Annotated in this window: 21 protein-coding genes; 10 read left to right on the top strand and 11 right to left on the bottom strand. The window is 62.1% G+C overall.

Annotated features, from left to right (window positions below; all coding sequences use genetic code 11):
* Window positions 1-125 precede the first annotated feature (125 nt).
* Entirely contained in the window at window positions 126-1,127 is a 1,002-nt protein-coding gene (locus EA462_RS01445; RefSeq protein WP_124176794.1) for a TackOD1 domain-containing metal-binding protein, read from the bottom strand.
* Between the two features lie 451 nt (window positions 1,128-1,578).
* Between EA462_RS01445 and EA462_RS01440 the strand changes: the two genes are divergently transcribed.
* Window positions 1,579-2,433 carry a hypothetical protein gene (locus EA462_RS01440; protein ID WP_124176793.1) on the top strand — a complete coding sequence of 285 codons (855 nt, stop codon included), beginning with the start codon at window positions 1,579-1,581 and terminating at the stop codon, window positions 2,431-2,433.
* Between the two features lie 80 nt (window positions 2,434-2,513).
* Window positions 2,514-2,735: a DUF7130 family rubredoxin-like protein gene (locus tag EA462_RS01435; RefSeq protein WP_124176792.1), complete on the top strand. Its 222-nt coding sequence runs from the start codon at window positions 2,514-2,516 to the stop codon at window positions 2,733-2,735.
* Between the two features lie 166 nt (window positions 2,736-2,901).
* Here the strand turns inward: EA462_RS01435 and EA462_RS01430 are convergent, their stop codons facing one another.
* A complete protein-coding gene (locus EA462_RS01430) occupies window positions 2,902-3,696 on the bottom strand; it encodes a sulfurtransferase (RefSeq protein ID WP_124176791.1) in 795 nt (264 codons plus the stop codon).
* Between the two features lie 281 nt (window positions 3,697-3,977).
* Here EA462_RS01430 and EA462_RS01425 point away from each other — a divergent pair, with 281 nt between their 5' ends.
* Both EA462_RS01425 and EA462_RS01420 read left to right on the top strand, forming a co-directional pair.
* The gene (locus tag EA462_RS01425; protein WP_124176790.1) at window positions 3,978-4,841 is read left to right on the top strand and encodes a sulfurtransferase; all 864 of its coding nucleotides are present in this window, start codon (window positions 3,978-3,980) and stop codon (window positions 4,839-4,841) included.
* Between the two features lie 339 nt (window positions 4,842-5,180).
* Complete coding sequence (locus EA462_RS01420) at window positions 5,181-6,545, top strand: metallophosphoesterase (protein ID WP_124176789.1); 1,365 nt, start codon at window positions 5,181-5,183, stop codon at window positions 6,543-6,545.
* Window positions 6,546-6,593: 48 nt separating this feature from the next.
* On the opposite strand, the gene EA462_RS01415 is transcribed toward EA462_RS01420, so the two are convergent.
* Window positions 6,594-7,556 (bottom strand): alpha/beta hydrolase, encoded by a 963-nt coding sequence (locus EA462_RS01415; protein ID WP_124176788.1) that lies wholly within the window; start codon window positions 7,554-7,556, stop codon window positions 6,594-6,596.
* A 104-nt stretch (window positions 7,557-7,660) separates the two neighbouring features.
* Between EA462_RS01415 and pyrE the strand changes: the two genes are divergently transcribed.
* Window positions 7,661-8,188, top strand: a complete 528-nt coding sequence (pyrE, locus tag EA462_RS01410; protein ID WP_124176787.1) for an orotate phosphoribosyltransferase — start codon at window positions 7,661-7,663, stop codon at window positions 8,186-8,188.
* A 35-nt stretch (window positions 8,189-8,223) separates the two neighbouring features.
* Here the strand turns inward: pyrE and msrB are convergent, their stop codons facing one another.
* Both msrB and EA462_RS17135 read right to left on the bottom strand, forming a co-directional pair.
* On the bottom strand, window positions 8,224-8,628 hold the full coding sequence (gene msrB / locus EA462_RS01405) for a peptide-methionine (R)-S-oxide reductase MsrB (RefSeq protein WP_124176786.1): 405 nt from the start codon (window positions 8,626-8,628) through the stop codon (window positions 8,224-8,226).
* A gap of 86 nt (window positions 8,629-8,714) precedes the next feature.
* Window positions 8,715-8,876, bottom strand: coding sequence for a hypothetical protein (locus EA462_RS17135; protein ID WP_165872002.1), 162 nt, complete (start codon window positions 8,874-8,876; stop codon window positions 8,715-8,717).
* Window positions 8,877-9,189: 313 nt separating this feature from the next.
* Between EA462_RS17135 and EA462_RS17505 the strand changes: the two genes are divergently transcribed.
* Both EA462_RS17505 and EA462_RS01395 read left to right on the top strand, forming a co-directional pair.
* Window positions 9,190-9,627 carry a PAS domain-containing protein gene (locus tag EA462_RS17505; RefSeq protein ID WP_243641338.1) on the top strand — a complete coding sequence of 146 codons (438 nt, stop codon included), beginning with the start codon at window positions 9,190-9,192 and terminating at the stop codon, window positions 9,625-9,627.
* The gene (locus EA462_RS01395) at window positions 9,624-10,187 is read left to right on the top strand and encodes a sensor histidine kinase (protein ID WP_243641353.1); all 564 of its coding nucleotides are present in this window, start codon (window positions 9,624-9,626) and stop codon (window positions 10,185-10,187) included. The genes EA462_RS17505 and EA462_RS01395 overlap by 4 nt, the downstream gene beginning before the upstream one ends.
* 24 nt (window positions 10,188-10,211) lie before the next feature.
* Here EA462_RS01395 and EA462_RS01390 read toward each other — a convergent pair whose 3' ends face one another.
* Both EA462_RS01390 and EA462_RS01385 read right to left on the bottom strand, forming a co-directional pair.
* Window positions 10,212-11,003, bottom strand: a complete 792-nt coding sequence (locus EA462_RS01390; protein WP_124176783.1) for an ABC transporter permease — start codon at window positions 11,001-11,003, stop codon at window positions 10,212-10,214.
* A gap of 144 nt (window positions 11,004-11,147) precedes the next feature.
* On the bottom strand, window positions 11,148-11,714 hold the full coding sequence (locus EA462_RS01385) for a DUF6789 family protein (RefSeq protein WP_124176782.1): 567 nt from the start codon (window positions 11,712-11,714) through the stop codon (window positions 11,148-11,150).
* 298 nt (window positions 11,715-12,012) lie between these two features.
* Here EA462_RS01385 and EA462_RS01380 point away from each other — a divergent pair, with 298 nt between their 5' ends.
* A complete protein-coding gene (locus EA462_RS01380) occupies window positions 12,013-12,369 on the top strand; it encodes a hypothetical protein (protein ID WP_124176781.1) in 357 nt (118 codons plus the stop codon).
* 35 nt (window positions 12,370-12,404) lie between these two features.
* Here the strand turns inward: EA462_RS01380 and EA462_RS01375 are convergent, their stop codons facing one another.
* Window positions 12,405-13,391 (bottom strand): twin-arginine translocase subunit TatC, encoded by a 987-nt coding sequence (locus tag EA462_RS01375; RefSeq protein ID WP_124176780.1) that lies wholly within the window; start codon window positions 13,389-13,391, stop codon window positions 12,405-12,407.
* A gap of 151 nt (window positions 13,392-13,542) precedes the next feature.
* Here EA462_RS01375 and EA462_RS01370 point away from each other — a divergent pair, with 151 nt between their 5' ends.
* Entirely contained in the window at window positions 13,543-15,879 is a 2,337-nt protein-coding gene (locus EA462_RS01370; RefSeq protein WP_124176779.1) for a twin-arginine translocase subunit TatC, read from the top strand.
* A gap of 193 nt (window positions 15,880-16,072) precedes the next feature.
* On the opposite strand, the gene EA462_RS01365 is transcribed toward EA462_RS01370, so the two are convergent.
* Both EA462_RS01365 and EA462_RS01360 read right to left on the bottom strand, forming a co-directional pair.
* Window positions 16,073-16,984: an ABC transporter permease subunit gene (locus EA462_RS01365; protein ID WP_124176778.1), complete on the bottom strand. Its 912-nt coding sequence runs from the start codon at window positions 16,982-16,984 to the stop codon at window positions 16,073-16,075.
* Window positions 16,981-17,931, bottom strand: a complete 951-nt coding sequence (locus EA462_RS01360; protein ID WP_124176777.1) for an ABC transporter ATP-binding protein — start codon at window positions 17,929-17,931, stop codon at window positions 16,981-16,983. Before EA462_RS01360 ends, EA462_RS01365 begins: the two co-directional genes overlap by 4 nt.
* Window positions 17,932-18,256: 325 nt before the next feature.
* Here EA462_RS01360 and EA462_RS01355 point away from each other — a divergent pair, with 325 nt between their 5' ends.
* Entirely contained in the window at window positions 18,257-18,433 is a 177-nt protein-coding gene (locus tag EA462_RS01355) for a ribbon-helix-helix domain-containing protein (RefSeq protein ID WP_124176776.1), read from the top strand.
* A gap of 18 nt (window positions 18,434-18,451) precedes the next feature.
* Here EA462_RS01355 and EA462_RS01350 read toward each other — a convergent pair whose 3' ends face one another.
* Window positions 18,452-19,228 carry a 23S rRNA (uridine(2552)-2'-O)-methyltransferase gene (locus EA462_RS01350; RefSeq protein WP_124176775.1) on the bottom strand — a complete coding sequence of 259 codons (777 nt, stop codon included), beginning with the start codon at window positions 19,226-19,228 and terminating at the stop codon, window positions 18,452-18,454.
* Between the last annotated feature and the right edge of the window lie 282 nt (window positions 19,229-19,510).

Genomic DNA, 19,510 nt, shown 5'->3' with positions numbered 1-19,510 from the left:
CACGCGGGGTTCGGCCCCCACCTTACCCGCTGTCGTCCTCGAGCAGGAGCATCGTCGCGGTGCCGACGGACCGGCGGGGATAGCCGGTCTCACCGGCATAACGGACAGCAGACCGTTCGATCCGGTCACCGCCTCGAGGCGGACGACGGAACGAAGGAGCCGAGCCACTCGAGCACTCGGTTGTCCCCCCGAGACCGCTCGCTGATACCGTGTACTCTGGAGAGTTCTCCGCCGGTCGCACGCACGACCGTTACGCTCTCCGCGTCGAGCAGTTCGGCCGCGCGTTCGTCCGCCGCCCCGTCCGTCGAGAGGATAACCGGTCGGGCGTCGGTTTCGCGTGCCGCCTCGACGAGGTGTTCCACGTCGGCAGGCGTCGGTGAATCGTGGACTCCGGCGACGATTCGATCGTCGAGGAGGTCGTCTTCCGCGTACACGTGAACCGACCGTTCGTCGCCCGACGACGTCGGGACGGTCGTATCGACGGCCGTCTCGTATCCGCGTGCCTCGAAGGTCTCCGCGAGCGATCGACGCCCGTCCACCTGCTCGACGACCCATCGATCTCCGGTCGCGGTCAGACGGTATCGATAGAGCGGTTGCTCACGGGCGTCCGTAGGAGGACATGTGTGCCGACAGTCCCAACACCAGAGTCGGTGCGTTGGGGAATCGAACCCAGCATTACATCCGTGACACCGATACTGGTGGTCGCGTTTCAGATCTTCAGGGGGGAGTTCCTCGTCGCAGTTCTGACAGTACAGCGATTCCTGTCCGTCCGCTCGCTCTTCGTCCTGTCCCTCCACCGTGTTATCCGCGTCGGCACGCGGATCGGTACCGAGCGTTTCGCCGCATACCGGATGAACGACCGCGGCCTCCCGCGTCGCGTGAACCGACTCGCAGTGTGGACACCCGGTGGTATACTGCATTCCCTCCGCGGAACAGTCCGGACAGACGTACACCTTGTACTCGAATTCGGACGACAGCACCCCGCGGTCGGCCATCGCCCGGAGGAAGTCGATCGCCTTTCCGTCCCGCTGGTCGAGGTGATGCTCGACGGGAGGATAGCTAACGTCCCCGGTCTCGTCGATCACAGGATCGAACGCGTCGTGGGTTCCGTCCTGCAGTCTGCTCACTGCCCGGAGCTTGCCTGGTGATACCATGATAGGCTCGTCGATTCGGAACACCCGGAACGGCTTCAGTATGATCCGGTTTACGCCAACTACCCACCCGCTCGCTCACGGTCGACGCCGCTCGGCGACCGCGTGAGAACGGCCAAGCCGGCCGTCGTCGGATCGGAGACGTCCCGCCTTCGCCCCTCGACTATCGAGCACGTGGTCCGGTTATCGAAGTTACTTTCCTTTCCAAAGCTACTTTGCTTATCGAAGTATTGTTAGAGAGGCCTTCTTCTCGAGGATATTGGCGACCACGATGGCGACGCCGACCCCATCTCGCCGCGCTCGAGCGAACCGAACGCACGCCACAGTGGTTCGCCTCGATCGCTCGAGCGAAACCGGGAGAACGTGTTGTCCGCCCCCTACAGCGCAATATTCATTGCGGACGGCTGATACGACTAGGTGTCCCTCCATGAACCTCGACCTCGACGGCGGGAAAGTACTGTACGCGCTCGGCATCGCGTTCGCGCTCGGCGCGCTACTGTACTTCGTCCGCGACGTGGTGTTCGGGCTCTCGATCACGGTAACTGCTGCCTTGCTGTTCGTCCTGTTCGTCGCCTTCTTCGTCGCCGGCCTCGCCCTCGAGCGCGACCTCCTCGACCCGGTGGCGTTCGCGCTCGCGGCGATCACCTACGCCGTCTTCCTGTGGTACGTCGTCAGTCGCTACCAACTCTGGGAGACGGGTATCTTTCTGGTGCTCGCCGTCTCGGCGGCGCTGTTCATCGGCCTCGGCTACGGCGTCCGCGAGTACCGGTTGGCGGTCCCTCTCCGGATCGCGGGCCTGATCGTCGTCGCGCTGCTCGCCGTCAGCCTCGTCTTCGTCGGTGCTGACGTCGCTGGCGGCGGTATCTCGTACGGGGCGGAACTCGAAGAGCGCGTCACCGTGACCGTTCCGGACGACGCCTCCGGCGGCGACACGGTTCGAGTTGAAAGACACCTCGGGACGGTCACCGCGACGAACGAGTTCGTCTTCACTCGGCCACTCGATATGCCCGGCGTACGCGGCTGCGTCGTCGGGACGGACGAAATCGCCGACGAACACGTACACGTGGGGTACGACCCAGGGAGCTACCAGCAGCCGGAGGCCGTCGGCGGGAACGATGCATACAGCGCCGACCTCACGGCCCAGTTCACCGTCGACGTCGATGCGGACGAACTCGCGCTCGCCGTCGAACGCGGCGACGACTGCGACGTTACCCGATCGGAGCCGACGCTCGTCGTCGTCGTTGGCGAGGACCACGAGCGGGTGCGCTATACTCCGGCGTGAGCAGCGACAGTAGTCCGCATCAGTCACGCCGAACGTCCATCGTTACCATTTAACACGACTCGAGTCGTACGTAGGTCACTATGCGTTACGAACGCGAGCGCCGCCGAGGACGCAGTGAACTCAGAAACAAGGAGGAGACCGAGATCCCCATCGGCGAGCCGCTCGATTCCGCCGGTCGCGGGTACAGCATGTGGCGGTGCTGGAACTGCGGCGAGATGGGACGGCTCGAGGAGAGACTGCCCGAGACCTGTCCGTCGTGTGCTGCGCCGAGAGAGGAGTTGTACTACTGGGAAGAGGATTGATACGGACTGGTGTCACTGTGTGCCGGTGCGGCCGAGCGTCGCTTCCCGGTTCTCCGTTCCGAACCCATCGAAACCCGGCGATCCTCGAGCGAAGCGACAGCCGAAACGCGCCCTGACCGACGGAATCCGACGCACACGACGAACGACGAATCCCCCTCGCGTCGGATCAGACGGCTCCAGTTTCGACCTCGCCGTCGTTCGCCAGCCACTCCGTCAGGCTCCCCTCGTAGAAGGCGACGTCCTCGTAGCCGAGCGCCCGGAGGACGACGTACGTGTGGCTGATCCGGCGAGCGGTGTTGCAATAGAGGACGATCTCGCGCCCGCGGGTGATTCCGTGGTCCGACAGTAGCTCCTCGAGTTCGGCCTCGGGTTTCAGTCGTCGCGTCTCGTCGTCGACCACCTCACGCCAGTCGAAGCGCACCGCTCCCGGTAAGCGAGCCTCTTCGAACTCCCCTCGTTCGCGCGTGTCGACGAAGACGGCGTCGCGCTCGAGGGCGTCCTCGACCGCCTCGAGTCCAACGAGCGGGCTCTCCTCGCGCGCAAGCGGATCGGCCCCGTACTCGGCGGACCCGGGATCGGGGGCGTCGGTCGTCGTCTCGTGAGCGCGGTTCCAGGCGCTGTAATCGCCGTCGAGCAGGCGGACGTCGTCGTGGCCGTACTCGAGGGCCGTGAGTACGAATCGGGCGGCGAAGACACCGTGGGTGTCGTCGTAGGCGACGATCGTGTCGTCAGGGGTGACGCCGACCTCCGAGAGCAGCGACGCGAACGCGTCGGGGCCGGGCAGCGTCCCGCGGTCGACATCGCTCTCGTCGCGGTAGCTCTCGAACGGAATGCTGACCGCCCCGGGAACGTGCCCGATGCCGTCGTACTCCCAGGGGTCTCTGACGTCGACGACGCGTATCCGGGGCTCCTCGAGATGCGTTGCCAGCCAGTCGGGTGAGACGACGACGGATTCGTCCATCGACCGACCGAACGCATCCCGGCGGTGATAACGCACGGTTCCCGGCACGTCTCCCCGTGGTACCGAGCTTGTGGCAATATTTGCTCGTTCGGTGCCGATCTATGAATCCGTTGACAACGCAGATGTCCGGGGGGAGTATAAACCGGCGGACGTGGACGGCGGTCGAATTTTCCCTCGAATCGGGCGTCCGAGGTAGCGGCAACCATCTCCGTGACGGTAGAGCCGTGTCCGAATTGTCCGGTTAGGATGGTTCTATGACCCTTCCACCCGTGTACTCGAGTATGGCAACTGACTACGCCAACGACGTACTCGTCACCGCCGACTGGGTCGAAGACCGACTCGAGGACTTCCGAGACGACGACTCCGACCTCCGGCTGGTCGAGGTCGACGTCGACACGGAAGCATACGAGGAGGCCCACGCTCCCGGCGCGATCGGGTTCAACTGGGAGACACAGCTGCAAGACCAGACGCGACGCGACGTTCTCGAGAAGGCCGACTTCGAGGAACTACTCGGCAGCCACGGAATCAGCGAGGACTCGACGATCGTCCTCTACGGCGACAACTCGAACTGGTTCGCCGCCTACACGTACTGGCAGCTCAAGTACTACGGCCACGAGGACGTCTACCTGTTAGACGGCGGTCGCGAGTACTGGCTCGAGAACGACTATCCGACGACCGACGACGACCCCGACTTCCCTGCGGTCGAGTACGACGCCGCCGGCCCGCGCGAGAACATCCGCGCCTACCGCGAGGACGTCGAGAACGCGATCGACCGTGGCGTCCCGCTCGTCGACGTCCGCTCGCCCGAGGAGTTCAGCGGCGAGATCCTCGCCCCGCCGGGACTGCAGGAGACCGCCCAGCGCGGCGGCCACATCCCCGGTGCGAAGAACATCTCGTGGGCGGCAGTCACGAACGACGACGGCACTTTCAAGGACCGCGACGAACTCGAGGAGCTGTACGCCGACGAAGAGATCACCGGCGACGAGACGACCGTCGCCTACTGCCGCATCGGTGAGCGGTCGTCGGTCGCCTGGTTCGCACTCCACGAACTGCTCGGCTACGAGGACACCGTCAACTACGACGGCTCCTGGACCGAGTGGGGTAATCTGGTTAATGCGCCGGTGGAGAAAGGCGAGGCGGAGTGAACGTAGTGAGCGACGCCTCGAGAACGCGAACGGCGCAGCCGTGAGCAAGGCGAGGCTGAGTAAACGAAGCCTCGTATCGAAACGGGGAGGCGAAGCCGACCCGTGGAGAAAGGCGAGGCGGAGTGAACGTAGTGCGGTTCGGAACGACCGCAGGGAGTGAGAACCGCAGAAATGCGAGCGGCGAAGCCGTGAGCAACGCGAACGAAGCCTCGAGAATACGAGCGGCGTAGCCGCGAGAAAGGCGCAGCCGTTGAGCAACGCGAGGCCGTGACCGGAAACCGAGAGCGCTCGTGAGTCTGATCACAACACCTTTTTAGATGGACCCAGAGGTTGCGGGCGATGGCCACAGAAACCGATGATCGGGTCTACTACGTTATCAGTGACCTTCACATCGGCGGCGACGAACAACTCGAGGAAGTCGACTTTCTCGACGAGTTGCTCGCCTTTCTCGAGGGATTAGAGACGACGGACGAGAACGCCGAGTTGATAATCAACGGCGACGCGTTCGGGCTCTGGGAGTTCACGACGGTCGACGGGATCGAGAAATTCGAGATGCTCGAGGAGACGTATCCTGAGCTGTTCGAACAACTTCGGGCGACCGGCGAGAACACACAGATAACGCTGTTGCCGGGGAACCACGATCACGAGCTCGCGGCGTACGACGAGTACGTCGAACGGTTCGGGGCGTACAACGTCGATCTCGTCCCGGAGCAGTCCATCAACCGGTCGGTCGGGGGGCAAGCGATTCACTTCGAGCACGGACACCAGCGCGATTCCAACAATCGAATCGAAGACTGGGGAAACCCCCACTCGACGCCGCTTGGCTACTACTACAACACGCTCGTTACGAGCCGTGCGGGACATCTCTCCGACCGCGGCCGGTACAACTGGTTAAAGGACGTTCAGGCGGTGACGCCGACCGAACGGATGCCGGTCTGGCTCTTTTCGAAGTACTTCTATCGCGAGATGAACCCGCTCTTGCGGTACTCGCTGTTTCCGTTTTTGTTGCTGTTCAACATCAGCGCGATTCTCGCGGTGGTGGTCGGGCTCGATCTGGTGGGCGTCTGGTCGATACCGATCGACGAGGCCGTGACGTTCCTCGGTCAGTTCGGCAGGGCCGGGACGGCGGCATGGTTCGCTCTCGCGCTCAATATCGGCGTCGCCGGCCTGTTGTTGCTCGTCGGCATTCCGCTGTATTTCATCCGCCGCGATATCAGGAAGACGATCGACCGCTTCGGGGTCTTCGAGACCGAACTCACCGTCGACCCCGAAGCGCCGTACGAGGAGGCCGCTCGCGAGGTCTTCGACGAGCAGCCGGAGACGTCGATCTTCTGTTACGGTCACACTCACCGACCGACGATCCGGACGGTCGACGGCGGCGTGTTGGTCAACAGCGGGACGTGGCTCAAGCGACTCCACCGCCGGGACGGCATCATCGGTATCCTACCGCCGGTCTTCTATCCGTCATATCAACTGGCCGCGGTGCGTATCGCTGACGAGCCGGAAGGCGTCGCGATCGAGTTCGAACAGATCACGAAACCGAGTCCGGCGACGACGGAGCTCACGCGGACCGAGCGCTTCTTTACGGTCGGTCGAGAGCCGGAACCCGAACTTCCAGATCGTCACGTTATCGAGGATGACTCGACCCCCGAGAACGCGAAAGTGCGCGTCACGACACCGGAGAGTCAGACGAACTCGCAGTGAACCCGGCCGGCGTGTGAACGCTGTGAGAACGAACGCGGCACGATCGCGCTACTCGAGTGCCGTCCGGAGGTCATCGACGACGTCGTCGACGGCGTCGTGGGCTCGTTCGATCTCCATCGGCTCCGAGAGCATGCCGACGAAGCCGTGGATCAGATCGTCGTAGTTTCGTAGGGTAACCGGAACGCCGGCGTCCTGGAGACGGTCGGCGTACGCCACACCGTCGTCACGGAGCGGATCGAAACCGGCCGTCAGGACCGTCGCTGGGGGAAGACCGGTGAGGTCGGCGGCCCGCCGTGGCAGCGCGTAGACGTTACCCTCGTCTACGTCCCGAGCGAGGTAGTGGCTCAGAAACCACTCCATCTCGTCTGCCGTGAGCAGATACCCATCCGCGTTCTCCTCGTAGGCGTCGGTCTCGGAGGCGTCGCCCGTAACCGGATAGAGCAACAGCTGGTAGGCGACCGATGGGCCGTCGCGATCGCGTGCGAGGAGTGCGGTCGCAGCCGCCAGATTACCGCCGGCGCTGTCGCCCGCCAGAACGATCCGATCCGGATCCGCACCGAGTTCCGGTGCGGCTCCGGCGAGCCACTCGAGTGCCCGATAGCAGTCGGTCAGTCCCTCGGGGAAGGGGTGTTCGGGTGCGAGGCGATACCCGACGCTTACGACGGGGTACCCCGATTCAGCGGCCAGCTTTCGACACGTCTCGTCGTGGGTGTCGAGACTTCCCACCACCCAGCCCCCGCCGTGGAAGTAGAGGATGATCGGTCTGGAACCTGCGGTGTTCTGTCCGGAATCGTAGATACGAACCGGAACCTCGCCCCGTGCCCCGTCGATCGATCGCTCGGAGACGGACTCGAGTTCGATCGACGGCTCCTCGGAACTGTACATCGTGTCCATCATCGTTCGCGCCTCTGCGGGCGAAATCTCGTCGAACGGGGGGACGCTGGTCGAGTGATACGCCTCGAGAACCGCGCGGGCGTCCGGGTGCGGTTCGTCGGCACGCAACTGAGTCATCGCCTAGCTCTCTTCGCATCCGAACAAAAACCTCCGGACTCGAGGCGAACCCTGGTGGCGGCGTTCCACACCGCTTATTTCGGTTCGGAACGCCCCTACGAGCGATGACCAACCAGGAACTCATCGACGCGCTCCGCGAGGCGGAGGCCGTCAAGTTCGGGGAGTTCGAACTCTCCCACGGCGGCACCAGCGAGTACTACGTCGACAAATACCTCTTCGAGACCGACGCGCGCTGTCTCGAGGCGATCGCGGACGCCTTCGCACAGCGCGTCGACGACGAAACGCTCGGCGGCGTCGCCCTCGGCGGCGTCCCCCTGGCTGCGACGACGAGCGTCGCGGCCGGGGTTCCCTACGTCATCGCACGAAAACAACGCAAAGAGTACGGGACCGGCAACCTGATCGAGGGACGACTCGAGGACGGCGACGAGGTCGTGGTGCTCGAGGATATCGTGACGACCGGAACGAGTCTGGTCGACGCGGTCGAGGCGCTTCGCGAGGCGGGTGCGACCGTCGAGCGTGCGCTCGTCGTCGTCGACCGCGAGGAAGGCGGACGCGAGAACGTCGAGGACGCTGGCGTCGAGATGGAGTCGCTCGTGACGGCGAGTGAGTTACTGGCCGACGCGGATCGTTGATCGGGGAGACGACCGAGAACTTCGGATCTACTGCGTTACTCGTCGTCGAACTCGAGGGCGACGGAGTTGATGCAGTAGCGTTTGCCCGTCGGCTCCGGGCCGTCGTCGAAGACGTGCCCGAGGTGGCCGCCGCAGGTCCCACAGAGGACTTCGGTGCGACGCATGCCGTGGCTGGTGTCGGTTCGCGTCTCGATGCGGTCGTCGTCGGTGTCGAAGAAACTCGGCCAGCCACAGCCTGACTCGAATTTCGTCTCGGAGTCGAACAGTTCGGCACCGCAGCCGGCGCAGGTGTACCTGCCGTCGTCTTCGTGGTCGACGTACTCGCCGCTGAAGGGCGGTTCCGTTCCGGATTCGCGAAGGATTCGATACTCCTCGTCGTCGAGTCGCGTTCGCCATTCCTCGTCGGTCGTGGGCAGTTCCGTTTCGGATGGGTTCGACACGCTCGAGTCTACGGGCGAGCGAACCAAGAGTCTGTCCGCCGGAACCGACGGTCGTCCGCGGTAGCTATCCTAGTCGTCGAAACGAGTCACCTGCTCGTAATGACGTCCGTACTCTCACAGTTCGGACACTGAGTCATCCGCCCCAGTTTCGGAACCTCGATTCGAATCCACTCGTCGCCGCCGCCCGGTGCTTCGAACCCGCAGTTTCGACACCGCGATCGATCGGCTGTCGCTACCTCGCTGGGCATGACTAACCGTATGCGAGATAGGCGCATATAGGTTGGCACAGTCAGACTACTGGACGTGTTCTCACGGGCTGATCGAAGGCTCGAGTCCGCCGGAGCTTCTCCTTTTCTTTGGTAGATGACAAATAGATAGAAGGCACTCCGCGCCGAATATTTCGGCGGATATAAGCATAAAATAGATGGGGTTGGGAACGCGTTGAAATTCAGCCGGGAGCGAGCGTTTCGTTTCGATCGGATAGTTCGTACTGGACCGATACTGCTTCGATTCCAGACCGTTAGCCGAAGGAGTCATAGACGCTCCCGCTAATGTGTGGGTGTGACTGGCAGTGGGGATGACGGACACCGTGTATCCGAGGATTCAGGAGCGACGGTTCCGCTCGAGCAACTCCCGTTACACTCGACGAACCTCCTCACCGTACTCGACGAAGACGCTACTATCCGGTACGAAAGCCCGTCGATCGAACGCGTCTTCGGGTACGAACAGCGGACGCTGATCGGCGACGCGCTTATCCACTACATTCATCCCGAGGATCGCGAGCGCGTGATGGCTGCGTTTCACACCATCGTCGATCGTGATGGAGACACCGTCGAAACGGTCGAGTTTCGACACAGGAAAGCGGATGACACGTACACGTGGGTCGAGTCGACCGGGTCAGCGAATCCGACGCCGAACGGGAACAGGCGCTACAGTGCAAGAATCAACGCCTCGAGCAGTTCGCGAGCGTCGTCAGCCACGATCTGCGCAATCCGTTGAACGTCGCGACGGGCCGTCTGGAACTTGCCCGCGAGACGGGTGCGACCGAACACTTCGAGGAGGTGGCGAACGCTCACGAACGAATGGAGTCGTTGATCGACACTCTTCTGGCTCTCGCACGGGATGGTGAGGAGGTCGGAACGACGGAACCGGTCGATCTCGCCACGCTCACCGAGGCATGCTGGTCCGTGGTGGCGACGACCGACGCCGGACTCGTTCTCGAGACCGAGCAGTCGATCGATGCGAATCCGCGCCGGCTGCGACAACTGCTCGAGAACCTGATCCGAAACGCGATCGAACACGGCGGCGAAGGCGTGACGGTCACCGTGGGTGAACTCGAGGACGAATCCGGCTTTTACGTCGCGGACGACGGCCCGGGAATCTCAACCGACGAGAGCGAGAAGGTGTTCGAAAGCGGGTACTCGACGACGGCGAACGGAACCGGACTCGGGCTGACGATCGTCCGAGACGTCGTCGAGGAACACGGATGGTCCATCGAGATATCCGAACGGAACCCGCGCGGTTCGAAATTCGTTATTTCTGACGTCAACGTTCGGTGACGGAACTGGCGCACTCGCTCGCGCTCAGATCAGTCCGGTAATGAATGCGAGCCCCATCCCGACCAGGACGACTGCGGTGATCGTCGGGAGATAGGGTGTGAACCGTTCGATCCGATCCCGGTGGTGTTCGTAGCCGGCGATCAACAGCAACGTCGGCGTGACGATGGCGACGATGACGGCGAGCGAGTAGACGACCATCAACTCGAGACAGGCCTCCGTTCCGACGCAGATCGCCAGGATCTGAATCGGCTCCTCGTGAGCGAACCCGAGCAGGAGCGCCGTCGTACCGAGGGCCATCAGGCCCCGTTCGGCGTGTTCTTCGCTGAGATGATGGTGACCGCCGCCCCCCGGAAGCGCCCGTCGAACACGCGTGCCGAGGCCCGGTTCGGCGCTGTGATGGACGTGGGAATGGCCTCCGTCCTCGTGGTGGTGGTCGTGGCCGTCGTGGGTGGTGCCTTCGTGGTGTTCGTCGTGGTGGGTGTGATCGTGACCCTTCTCGCCGTCGTGATGGCCGTGTGCGTGGCCACCGTGACGGTACTCGGAGAGTCCGAGTGCGATCAGAATCGTTCCGGCGATGTACCCGAGCCAGGGACCCTCAGCGAACGCAGCGAAGGAGCTGAACCAGAAGTACGCGAGCACGAGCGCGACGCTGCTGATGAGATGTCCGGCTCCGAGAATCACCGCTGCGAGGAGACCGTACAGCAACCGTCGGTTTCGGTTGAGCGCGTACGTCGCCGCGATTGGCCACCCGTGATCCGGCAAGACCCCGTGGACGAGGCCGATAACGACGACGCCGACGACGAGTCCCAGATCCATACCAGAAAGCCGTCACCGGCTGGTATTACGGCTTGTTATGACCGAAACCCTGCCTTCGTAATACCGCTAGTGATGATTGGTAGCTCACCGGCCGGCGTTAGTAATCCTGGCAGAAAACCGGCCGCGTTTGAGCGGCTAATCGAACTAGTTGCCGTCGTCGTACTCGTACTCCGTCTCGGGATCGTCGACGCCCTCCGTTCGCGAACCGACCCAGGCACCGAGTGCGAGCCCGTAGACGAGGTGGCCGGCGTGAAAGAGCGCGAGCTCGTCGTTTTCGAGGCGGATATCGAGTGCTTCTTTGAGCATGATCTGGGAGCCGAACGCCGAGAGCGCCATCCCGTAAACGCCACCCCAGACCAGACCCCGCTGTTCGGGCTCGATCGAGCGTTCGGCGTCCTGAAGCGCAAACAGCGCACCGAAGATCGCACCGGCCTGTACTCCGTAGACGACGTGTAGCAGCAGGCCCGCGACGGGGTGGTCTTCGGGATCGCCACCGCTTACGTACTGCGCCCAGAAGTTCGCTGAGGGGGGTAACGAGCGCAAAATCGGCAATCTGAACGCCGTCATGATCACCGTCGCGACGAATCCGGCCTGGAGTCCGCGGACCGCCGCTCTACTGGCGTGTTCGAGACGCGACTCGTCGACGGCGTCGGTTCGTTCGTCGCTCCTCTCGCTCGGCGTCAACCGTCGCACTCGGTCGGATACGGACATGGTTCTCTCGAGTTTCCAGCTACTACAGAGCGGGACTTAATCTCGCTGCAGGTAACGACCTGGGCTTGATGACCGGTCTCGTTCGAGCGATCCGCCTGCGACCTCGGACGTCCCAGTACTCCACTGACGAACTTCGAAAACACCTCACTGTCCAACTTTTCCGAACACATTCTAGCATTCGTCTCTCTACTGTCCCGATAGCGGTCGGGAATTACCCGATTTTCCGGTACCTGGACGGTATCCGGGAATATTGCTCGAGACGACATGGTGGTACCCGCTGCGCAGAGAGGTAAGTCTAATGGACGCCGATGCGCCGCCCGAGTGGACCGTCGACGAGTGTCGGAGCTACACGCCGGCCGACGTCGACCGAGAACTACAGTACCGGACGTATATCCACGAATCGGGGGATCTTCGAGTGAAAGTCGCACCAGCGGCGCTCGACGGTGACGATCGACCGGGGTACTCGTTGACGGTCACGAGCTACCCCGGACTCGAGCTTTCCGAGACGAATCGCATCAGAACGGTTCTGACGGCGGACCGGTGCGATCAGATAGCCCGTCGGTTCATGACCCTCTTTGCGGCCAGCTACGACGGTCCCGGATCGCTCGAAGACGCGCTCGAGTACGCCGCTACGCGGACTCGTGATCATCGATGAAAACTCATCTTTCTCGGCTTACTGATGCAAACTCTTCATTCCCGACCCACCCACTTCAGGATCAGGAGCGTTCCCTCGAACAACAGGATCATGGTGATCGCGACGAGGACGGGAGCCATCATCGTCGGATCCATCGTGAACATGAACGATAGCCCGGCGAACGCCGCCCAGAAGTAGAGTCGCTTCTCAGCGAGCCACCGGCGCGTCGTGACGCCCATCATGATCGCGAGCATGATGAACAGCGGAATCTGAAAGACGATCGCGAGGAAGCCGGTCAACGTGATGATCAGATCGAAGGTGTCTCCGAGGGCGTAGGCGATATCGGCGCTTCCTTCGGCGTAAAACGTGAAGTACTCGAAGAGGACCGGTAACACGAGAACGTACGAGAACAACATTCCGACGGAAGCGAGAACGACGCTCGTGGGTACCGCTGCGAGGTAGTATTTCCGTTCGTTCGGGTAGAGCCCCGGCTTCATGAACAGATAACACTGGTAGACGAACACCGGCAGGGCGAGCATGATCCCGAGAAGCGCCGAGAACTTGATTCGGGTCAACCACAACTCGAGCGGGTGATAGACGTGTGGCGGCGGGACCTGATCGATCTCGTAGGGAAAGACGTTGAGCCAGACGTGCTCGATGGCCTGTGAGGCCCACAGCAAGCCGATCGCCGTTCCCGCCGAGCCGACGAGCAAGACGACCGCGAGGCGAAGGATCATCTCTTCGATGTGGTCCGCGAGCGGCATCTCCTCGTCGTCCGGCGGCGTCGATATCCCGCCGACGTCCTCGTCCGGATCGGGGTACTCCGGTTCGGGATAGGAGGACTCCCCCGAATCGTGATCGTGGCCGCTGCCGACGACACCCTCACCGTCCGTTTCGAGCGGCGGATCGTCGTCGTCTGATCCCGGCGGATCGTCCGTCGAAGCCGATGACGATTCCTCGTCGGATGGCGGGCGCTCTTCGGGGGCCTCGCGTGACGCGTCAGGGTTCTCGGCGTCCCCCTCGTCGGCCGGCTCCTCCGACATCTATCGAGATATAGATAGGCCACTGGTTATAGGCCTTTTTCTTACGAGCACCGCTCGAAAGTGACAAGGGGTCTCCGACCGCCAGCCCGCGAACCGATCGGTGCGTACTCGAAAGGTTGATAACTGGATGTCAGTTAGCCACAGACACCAAATGAGTTCTGCCGTCGGTGAGGATACCGTCCAGACCATCGCGGCCGGGCGTGAGACCATCGGAACGGTGCTCTCGAACGCCCAGGAGCACCTCCAGAAGGTATTTATCGTCTTCGTGATCGGCTTCATCGGCTCCTTTTACGCCCTGCGGATCTGGATCTGGGACTTCCTCGAGGCGACGGCGAAAGCCGAGATGGCACCGTACGTTGCTGATTCGACGGATCTGATCACGCGGACTCCCTTCGAAGTCATCCTGTTACAGGCGAAAATCGGGATGTTCGTGGGCGTCCTCGTGGCGATTCCGGCCCTGTTGTATCTCTCCCGGGATGCGCTTCGACGCCGCGGATACAAGAGCGTCGTTCCGGTTTCGCGGACGTACCTGGCCGGATTCGCCCTGAGTTCGTTCGTCCTGTTCTGGGTCGGCATCATCTACGCCTACGCGGTTTTCTTCCCCTACGCGTTCGATTTCCTCGCATCGAACGCCGTCAACGCCGGCGTCAAACCGAGTTTCGGTATCACCGAGTTCACCGAGTTCATCGCGCTGTTGACGCTGTCGTTCGGCCTCGCCGCCCAGCTCCCGCTGTTCATGGGCGTTCTCTCGTACACCGAGATCGTTCCCTACGAGACGTTCCGGGACAAGTGGCGCCACGCCGTCGTCGGCGTCACCGTCTTCGGCGCGTTGTTTTCCCCGCCGGACCCGTTCACGCTCATCATGTGGGCGATGCCGATGGTCGCTCTCTACGTCTTCAGCCTCGGGTTGGCCAAGGTCGTCACCAACGTCCGCCGGCGCGGAGCAGCCGAAACCGACAACTCGGGCGCCGAACACATCAAGCGGCTCGTCGGTCGGTTCGTCGCGGCACTGGCCGTCGCCGCCATCGCCGGAACGGTCGCCGTCAACCGGGGCGCGTTCGCGTTCCTCGAGGAGTCGGTTTACCCGCTCGTTCCGGCGGTCGTCCGTCCCGAAGACGGCGGTACGCTCGAGGCCGTCGCGCTCGAGTACGGACTGGTCGGTGACGTCGCGGTCGGTCTCGTGATCGCCATCGGCGTCGCCCTCGTGGTTCTGTTCGGCTATACGATTTCGGTCCTCCAGGCCCCGGTGTATCCGCGAGAGGACGACATTCGGCACGCGGACGACCCCGACGACGTCGACTTCGAGACGCTCACCGCCGACGACGTCGAGGATATCCCGTCGGCGGTGTTCCTGGCGATGGACGAGGAGACGGCTCTCGATCACTCCCGCACGGCGATGTACGACGACGATCGGGACAAGGCGCAGGCGATCCTCGACCGGTTCGATTCGCTACAGGAAGCGGCCGCGGAGACCGACGACGATGCGGGTGACGGCGGTGGGAGTGGCGGCAAGGCTGCGTCCGGAGGAGCGACACCGGCGGCGGACGACGCCGAGGGTGGCCTCCTCACGAACACCGCCGCTGACATGCTCGATCCCTTCACCGACGAGGAGACCACCGAAGACGACATCGGCGGTTACGCCTACGATATCGCCTTCGTGCTCAACAGTCTCACCTCGAAAATGTTCCGTCTCGTCGGGCTGTTCATGGTCGTCATGGGCGGAACCTTCTTCTGGCTCTACAGCGGCGGACTCGGCCGAGTGCTCGAGACGTTCCTCGCTCGAGTTCCGGACGAGATTTTGACGGAGGTCGCACTCCGAAACGGCGTCGACCCCGAGGGATTGACCTTCCAGGAACTCATCATGCAGATGGACATCGTCATCGCGCTCCACCCGGTCGAAGTGCTGATCTTCGAGGTGAAGGTGAGCGTGCTCGCGGCGATCGTCGCCGTCTTGCCGCTGGTGTTGTACTACGCCTGGCCGGCGCTGAAAGAGCGCGGACTGGTCTACGGCGATCGACGGGTCTTCATCGTCTGGGGTGGCTCGCTGCTCGGCGGCTTCGCGTTCGGGACGTACCTCGGATTCTTCTGGATCGCGCCGGGAGTGATCTCGTACCTCGTCTCCGATGCGATCACCAACGGGATGGTCGTCTCCTATCGCATCAGCAGCTTCTTCTGGCTCGTCATCTTCACGACCGTCGGTATCGGCTTCCTATTTAACATCGTCGTCACGATGGCGCTGTTCCACGTCGGTGGCATCGTCAGCTACCGAACCATGCTCAGGGGCTGGCGACCCGTCGTCGTCGCCATTTTCGCCATCGCGGCGATCGCCAGCCCGAAGGGAATCTTGACGATGTTGATGTTCGCCTTCCCGATCGCGCTGACGTACGTTCTCGGTCTCGCCGTCCTCTACGTTCTCACCGGCGGCGGACGGCTGTTCGGCGGCAGCGGCGGCGGTCCCTCCCTCGAGGACGGACTCCTCGGTCGGTGACGAACGCACAGCTCTCAGTCGTTGCAAAGACACTGCGACGGGTCGTTTCGAAAGCGCGGCGGTGAATCGCGTGGAATAGAAATGACACGGCGTCTTCACTCTCTGATACGGTTTACTGTAAGTCGTTACCGGCGCACCCGCTGCCCGGGTCGCGGGTGTGCCGGTAAATCGTTACAGCAATCCGTATGAAGTGTTAGAGATCCACTGAGCGAAACCGGAGGTATCCGATTGCTAACGGAATGACGATCCACGCGAGGAGGATGACGGCTCCGAATTCCCCTTCGAGATAGAACGGAATCTCCGTTGCACCTTCCTGGCCGTGGTACCGTTCTGCAGTCGTATACTCCCCCCACCGTTGCTCCCCGACGAAGAACGGGAATAGTGCGGGGAGGATCATCGGCTCGACGTACTCGGAGCTGAGAAACGCAAAGGCTTCGATCGGATTGAGCCGCTGGAGAACCAAGACCCAGGTTGGTTCGGCTACAAAGTCAGGACCTGCGGCTTCGGGAAACGTCCCCTCGACGATGTAGTACAGAATCGTGAGCAGTATCTCCCACAGCACGACGAGGACGAGCCAGACCGAGAGACAGGCTGCGATGACGCGCGTTCGGGACTCGGTGACTGCCGAAAACGACACTGCAATACTGGTCCAGACGGCACCCAACAGGAGTGCACCCAGTAGCAGCGGCGCGAAATCCGCGATCGGCACCTCCCCGTAGGTGACGAGGCTGAGCACCGAAACCGCGAGAAAGGTGACGGCTATCGGGACGGCGATCACCAGAAACCGACCGACGAACTTTCCGAGGAATACGTCGCGACGTGTCGGCGGAAGACCGAGCAGAATTTTGATCGAGCCGGTGGTGCGTTCGCCGACGATCGCGCCAAAGCCCACCAGAAGCGCGATCAATCCGATCAGGAACTGAAGGGGGAACGTCATCGACAAGATTCCCGTTTCGAGGCGAGGTCCGGCAATGTCCTGTGCACCCCAGACGAAGAGATAGACCGCACAGGCGGCAGCGACGAGCAGGAGCGTAGCCACCCAGAGACTCAGAGATCGAACGGAATCGCTGAAGTCCTTCCGAACGACGGTCGCCATTGTTCTCATGCGATAACACCCTCCTCTTCGGGTTCACCAATCGCACTATCAGTCCCGGTTAGTTCGTCGAAGAGAGCGTGGAGCCCGGCCTCTTCGACGTGGATGTCAAGTACTGTGGCCCCAGCACCTTCGACGTGGTTGATCGCCCGCGCCTTCGCCCGAGGATCGCCACATTGGACCGCCAAACGTTGTGCATTGATGTCGTACCCCGTGACCCCATCGATGTCCGACAGCGACGATACCGCGCTCTCGGGGACCGAATCCAGTTCGAGCGACACGGTTGCACCGCTTCCGAAAGTCTCCCGAAGGCCCTCGATGGTGTCGATGGCGACGAGTTCGCCGTGGTTGAGAACGCCCACACGGTCACAGACCGCTTCGACCTGGCCGAGTATGTGGGACGAGAAGAAGACCGTCGTGCCACGATCGGCTTCGGTACGAACGATCTCCTGCATCCGTTGAATACCGCTCGGGTCGAGCCCAGCAGATGGCTCGTCAAGAATAAGCAGGTCGGGCGATCCGGTCAATGCCATTCCAAGTGCGAGTCGCTGTTTCATACCTTTGGAGTACTCACCGACGGCTCTATCAGCATCTTCAGGATCGAGTCCGACTCGTTCGAGGATCTCGGCAGGGTCATCGTCGGCTTGTTTTGTCGCTGTCGCAAATCGGATATGGCGACGACCGGTTAACCGATCGTATAGGTCGTATCCCTCCGGGAGGACACCGATCCGTCGGTGGATTTCTCTCGTGTTCTCCTGTGTATCGTGACCCAAGATGGTTGCAGACCCGGCTGTCGGGGTCACGAAGTCGAGCAGGACATTGATGGTCGTGGATTTCCCGGCGCCGTTCGGTCCGAGAAACCCGAACACCTCACCTTCGTCAATATCGAGGTTCAGATCGTTAATTGCCGTTACGTCCCCGTATGCTTTCGTCAATCCGTTTGTGACTACTACGGACATGGTAACTAGACGCACACCGTTAGACAGTTACTGCCATTGAAAAGTAATAATACTTTTGGTGTTTTCGTAGGTAAATCGAATATCACTGGCGGAGAAACGCAAATTGGTACCCTCCCAAACGCTTGGTCCCGTTTCGTCCAGGCAGAATATCTTATGAACCCGCCGCTGCCAACCTCCAGAGAGGCGACACCGTGAGTAGAAACCACGTCTCCGGCCTTCTCGAATATTCTTCCGAGAATACTATGGGAGTGCGCTGGTATACGTTGATCCGTACGGATGACACAGAGCAACCCAGATAAAATAGTCTACAAAGAGTGACCTAATTATGCCCAAAATCAGCGTGGAGATCCCACAGGAACTGCTCGAGGACCTGGATGAACACGTCGGTGACGACGGCAAGTTCGTCAACCGGAGCGACGCGATCCGATCTTCGATCCGAAAGAACCTCGATATCCTCGACGAGATCGACGCGCGTCACGACCGCCTCGAGACGGAGGAATAGCACCGACCAACCGTAGACTTACTCCCGGTTCAGTCGGTTCGCGAAGCCGAAGTTCGGCTTGACGTCTTCGATGCGAACGTCGACGACGTCGCCCGTTTCGGTTCCGGGAACGAACAGTCGATAGCCCTCGACGGAGGCGATCCCGTCGCCTTCGTCCCCGACGTCGACGATCTCGACCTCGAGTTCGTCACCCGAGCGCACGGGTGCGGTGAGTCGGCCCTTGCCGATGAAGTAGATCTCGGAGGATTCGTCCCGCGAGGCTTTCGGACTCGTCGCCCGGACGTACTGGAACGCGTCACCGACGTCCGCGCGGAACTCGTCGACGTCCGCTCCCTCGAACACCTTCACGACGAAGTCCCCGTCGCTGTCGAGCAACTCGAGTGCCGTCTCGAACGCCTGGCGAGCGAGGTACAGCGATCGCGCCTGATCGAGGGAGTACTCGCCGGACATGTTGGGTGCCATGTCGGAGATCACGACGTCGACGGAACCGCCGGCGGCGTCGATGACGCGCTCTCGCGTCCGGGATTCGGTCATATCCCCGCGGATCGTCTCGATGGTGTCGTGATCGTCGAAGTCCTTGATCCGCTGGAGGTCGACGCCGATGACGGTCCCTTCGGTACCGACCGCTTCGGCCGCGACCTCGAGCCAGCCGCCCGGTGCGGCACCGAGGTCGACGACGGTATCACCGCGAGAGAGAACGTTCTCGAGATCGTCGAGCTGTTTGAGCTTGTAGGCGGCTCGACTCCGGTAGCCTTCCTGTTTCGCCTTGTTGTAGTAGTGGTCGCGTCCTGTCATGGGTATCTCACTGAATTTGGGGACGGTTGCCACACGAGAATCTCGGGCGACTCTTCGTTCATACGGAACGAACGGCGTCGACCCGGAAAGGCACATCGGATAGTATCGGTCAGCCATCGCGCTCTGTACAAGCGCCTCACCACTACGCGGGAGCGGAGACTCTGCGAGAGCGACACACCCACCAAATCACGAAATCGACGATTTCGAACGATCCCGGGGCACTCGGTCGAGTCCGCTCGTAGGTTTTTGCCCGAAGTGTCCGCCCGGTGCATCGATTTATCA

It is taken from the genome of Natrarchaeobius halalkaliphilus, from assembly GCF_003841485.1.
GTDB classification, from domain to species: Archaea; Halobacteriota; Halobacteria; order Halobacteriales; family Natrialbaceae; genus Natrarchaeobius; species Natrarchaeobius halalkaliphilus.
This window is presented reverse-complemented; position numbering and strand designations above follow the sequence as displayed.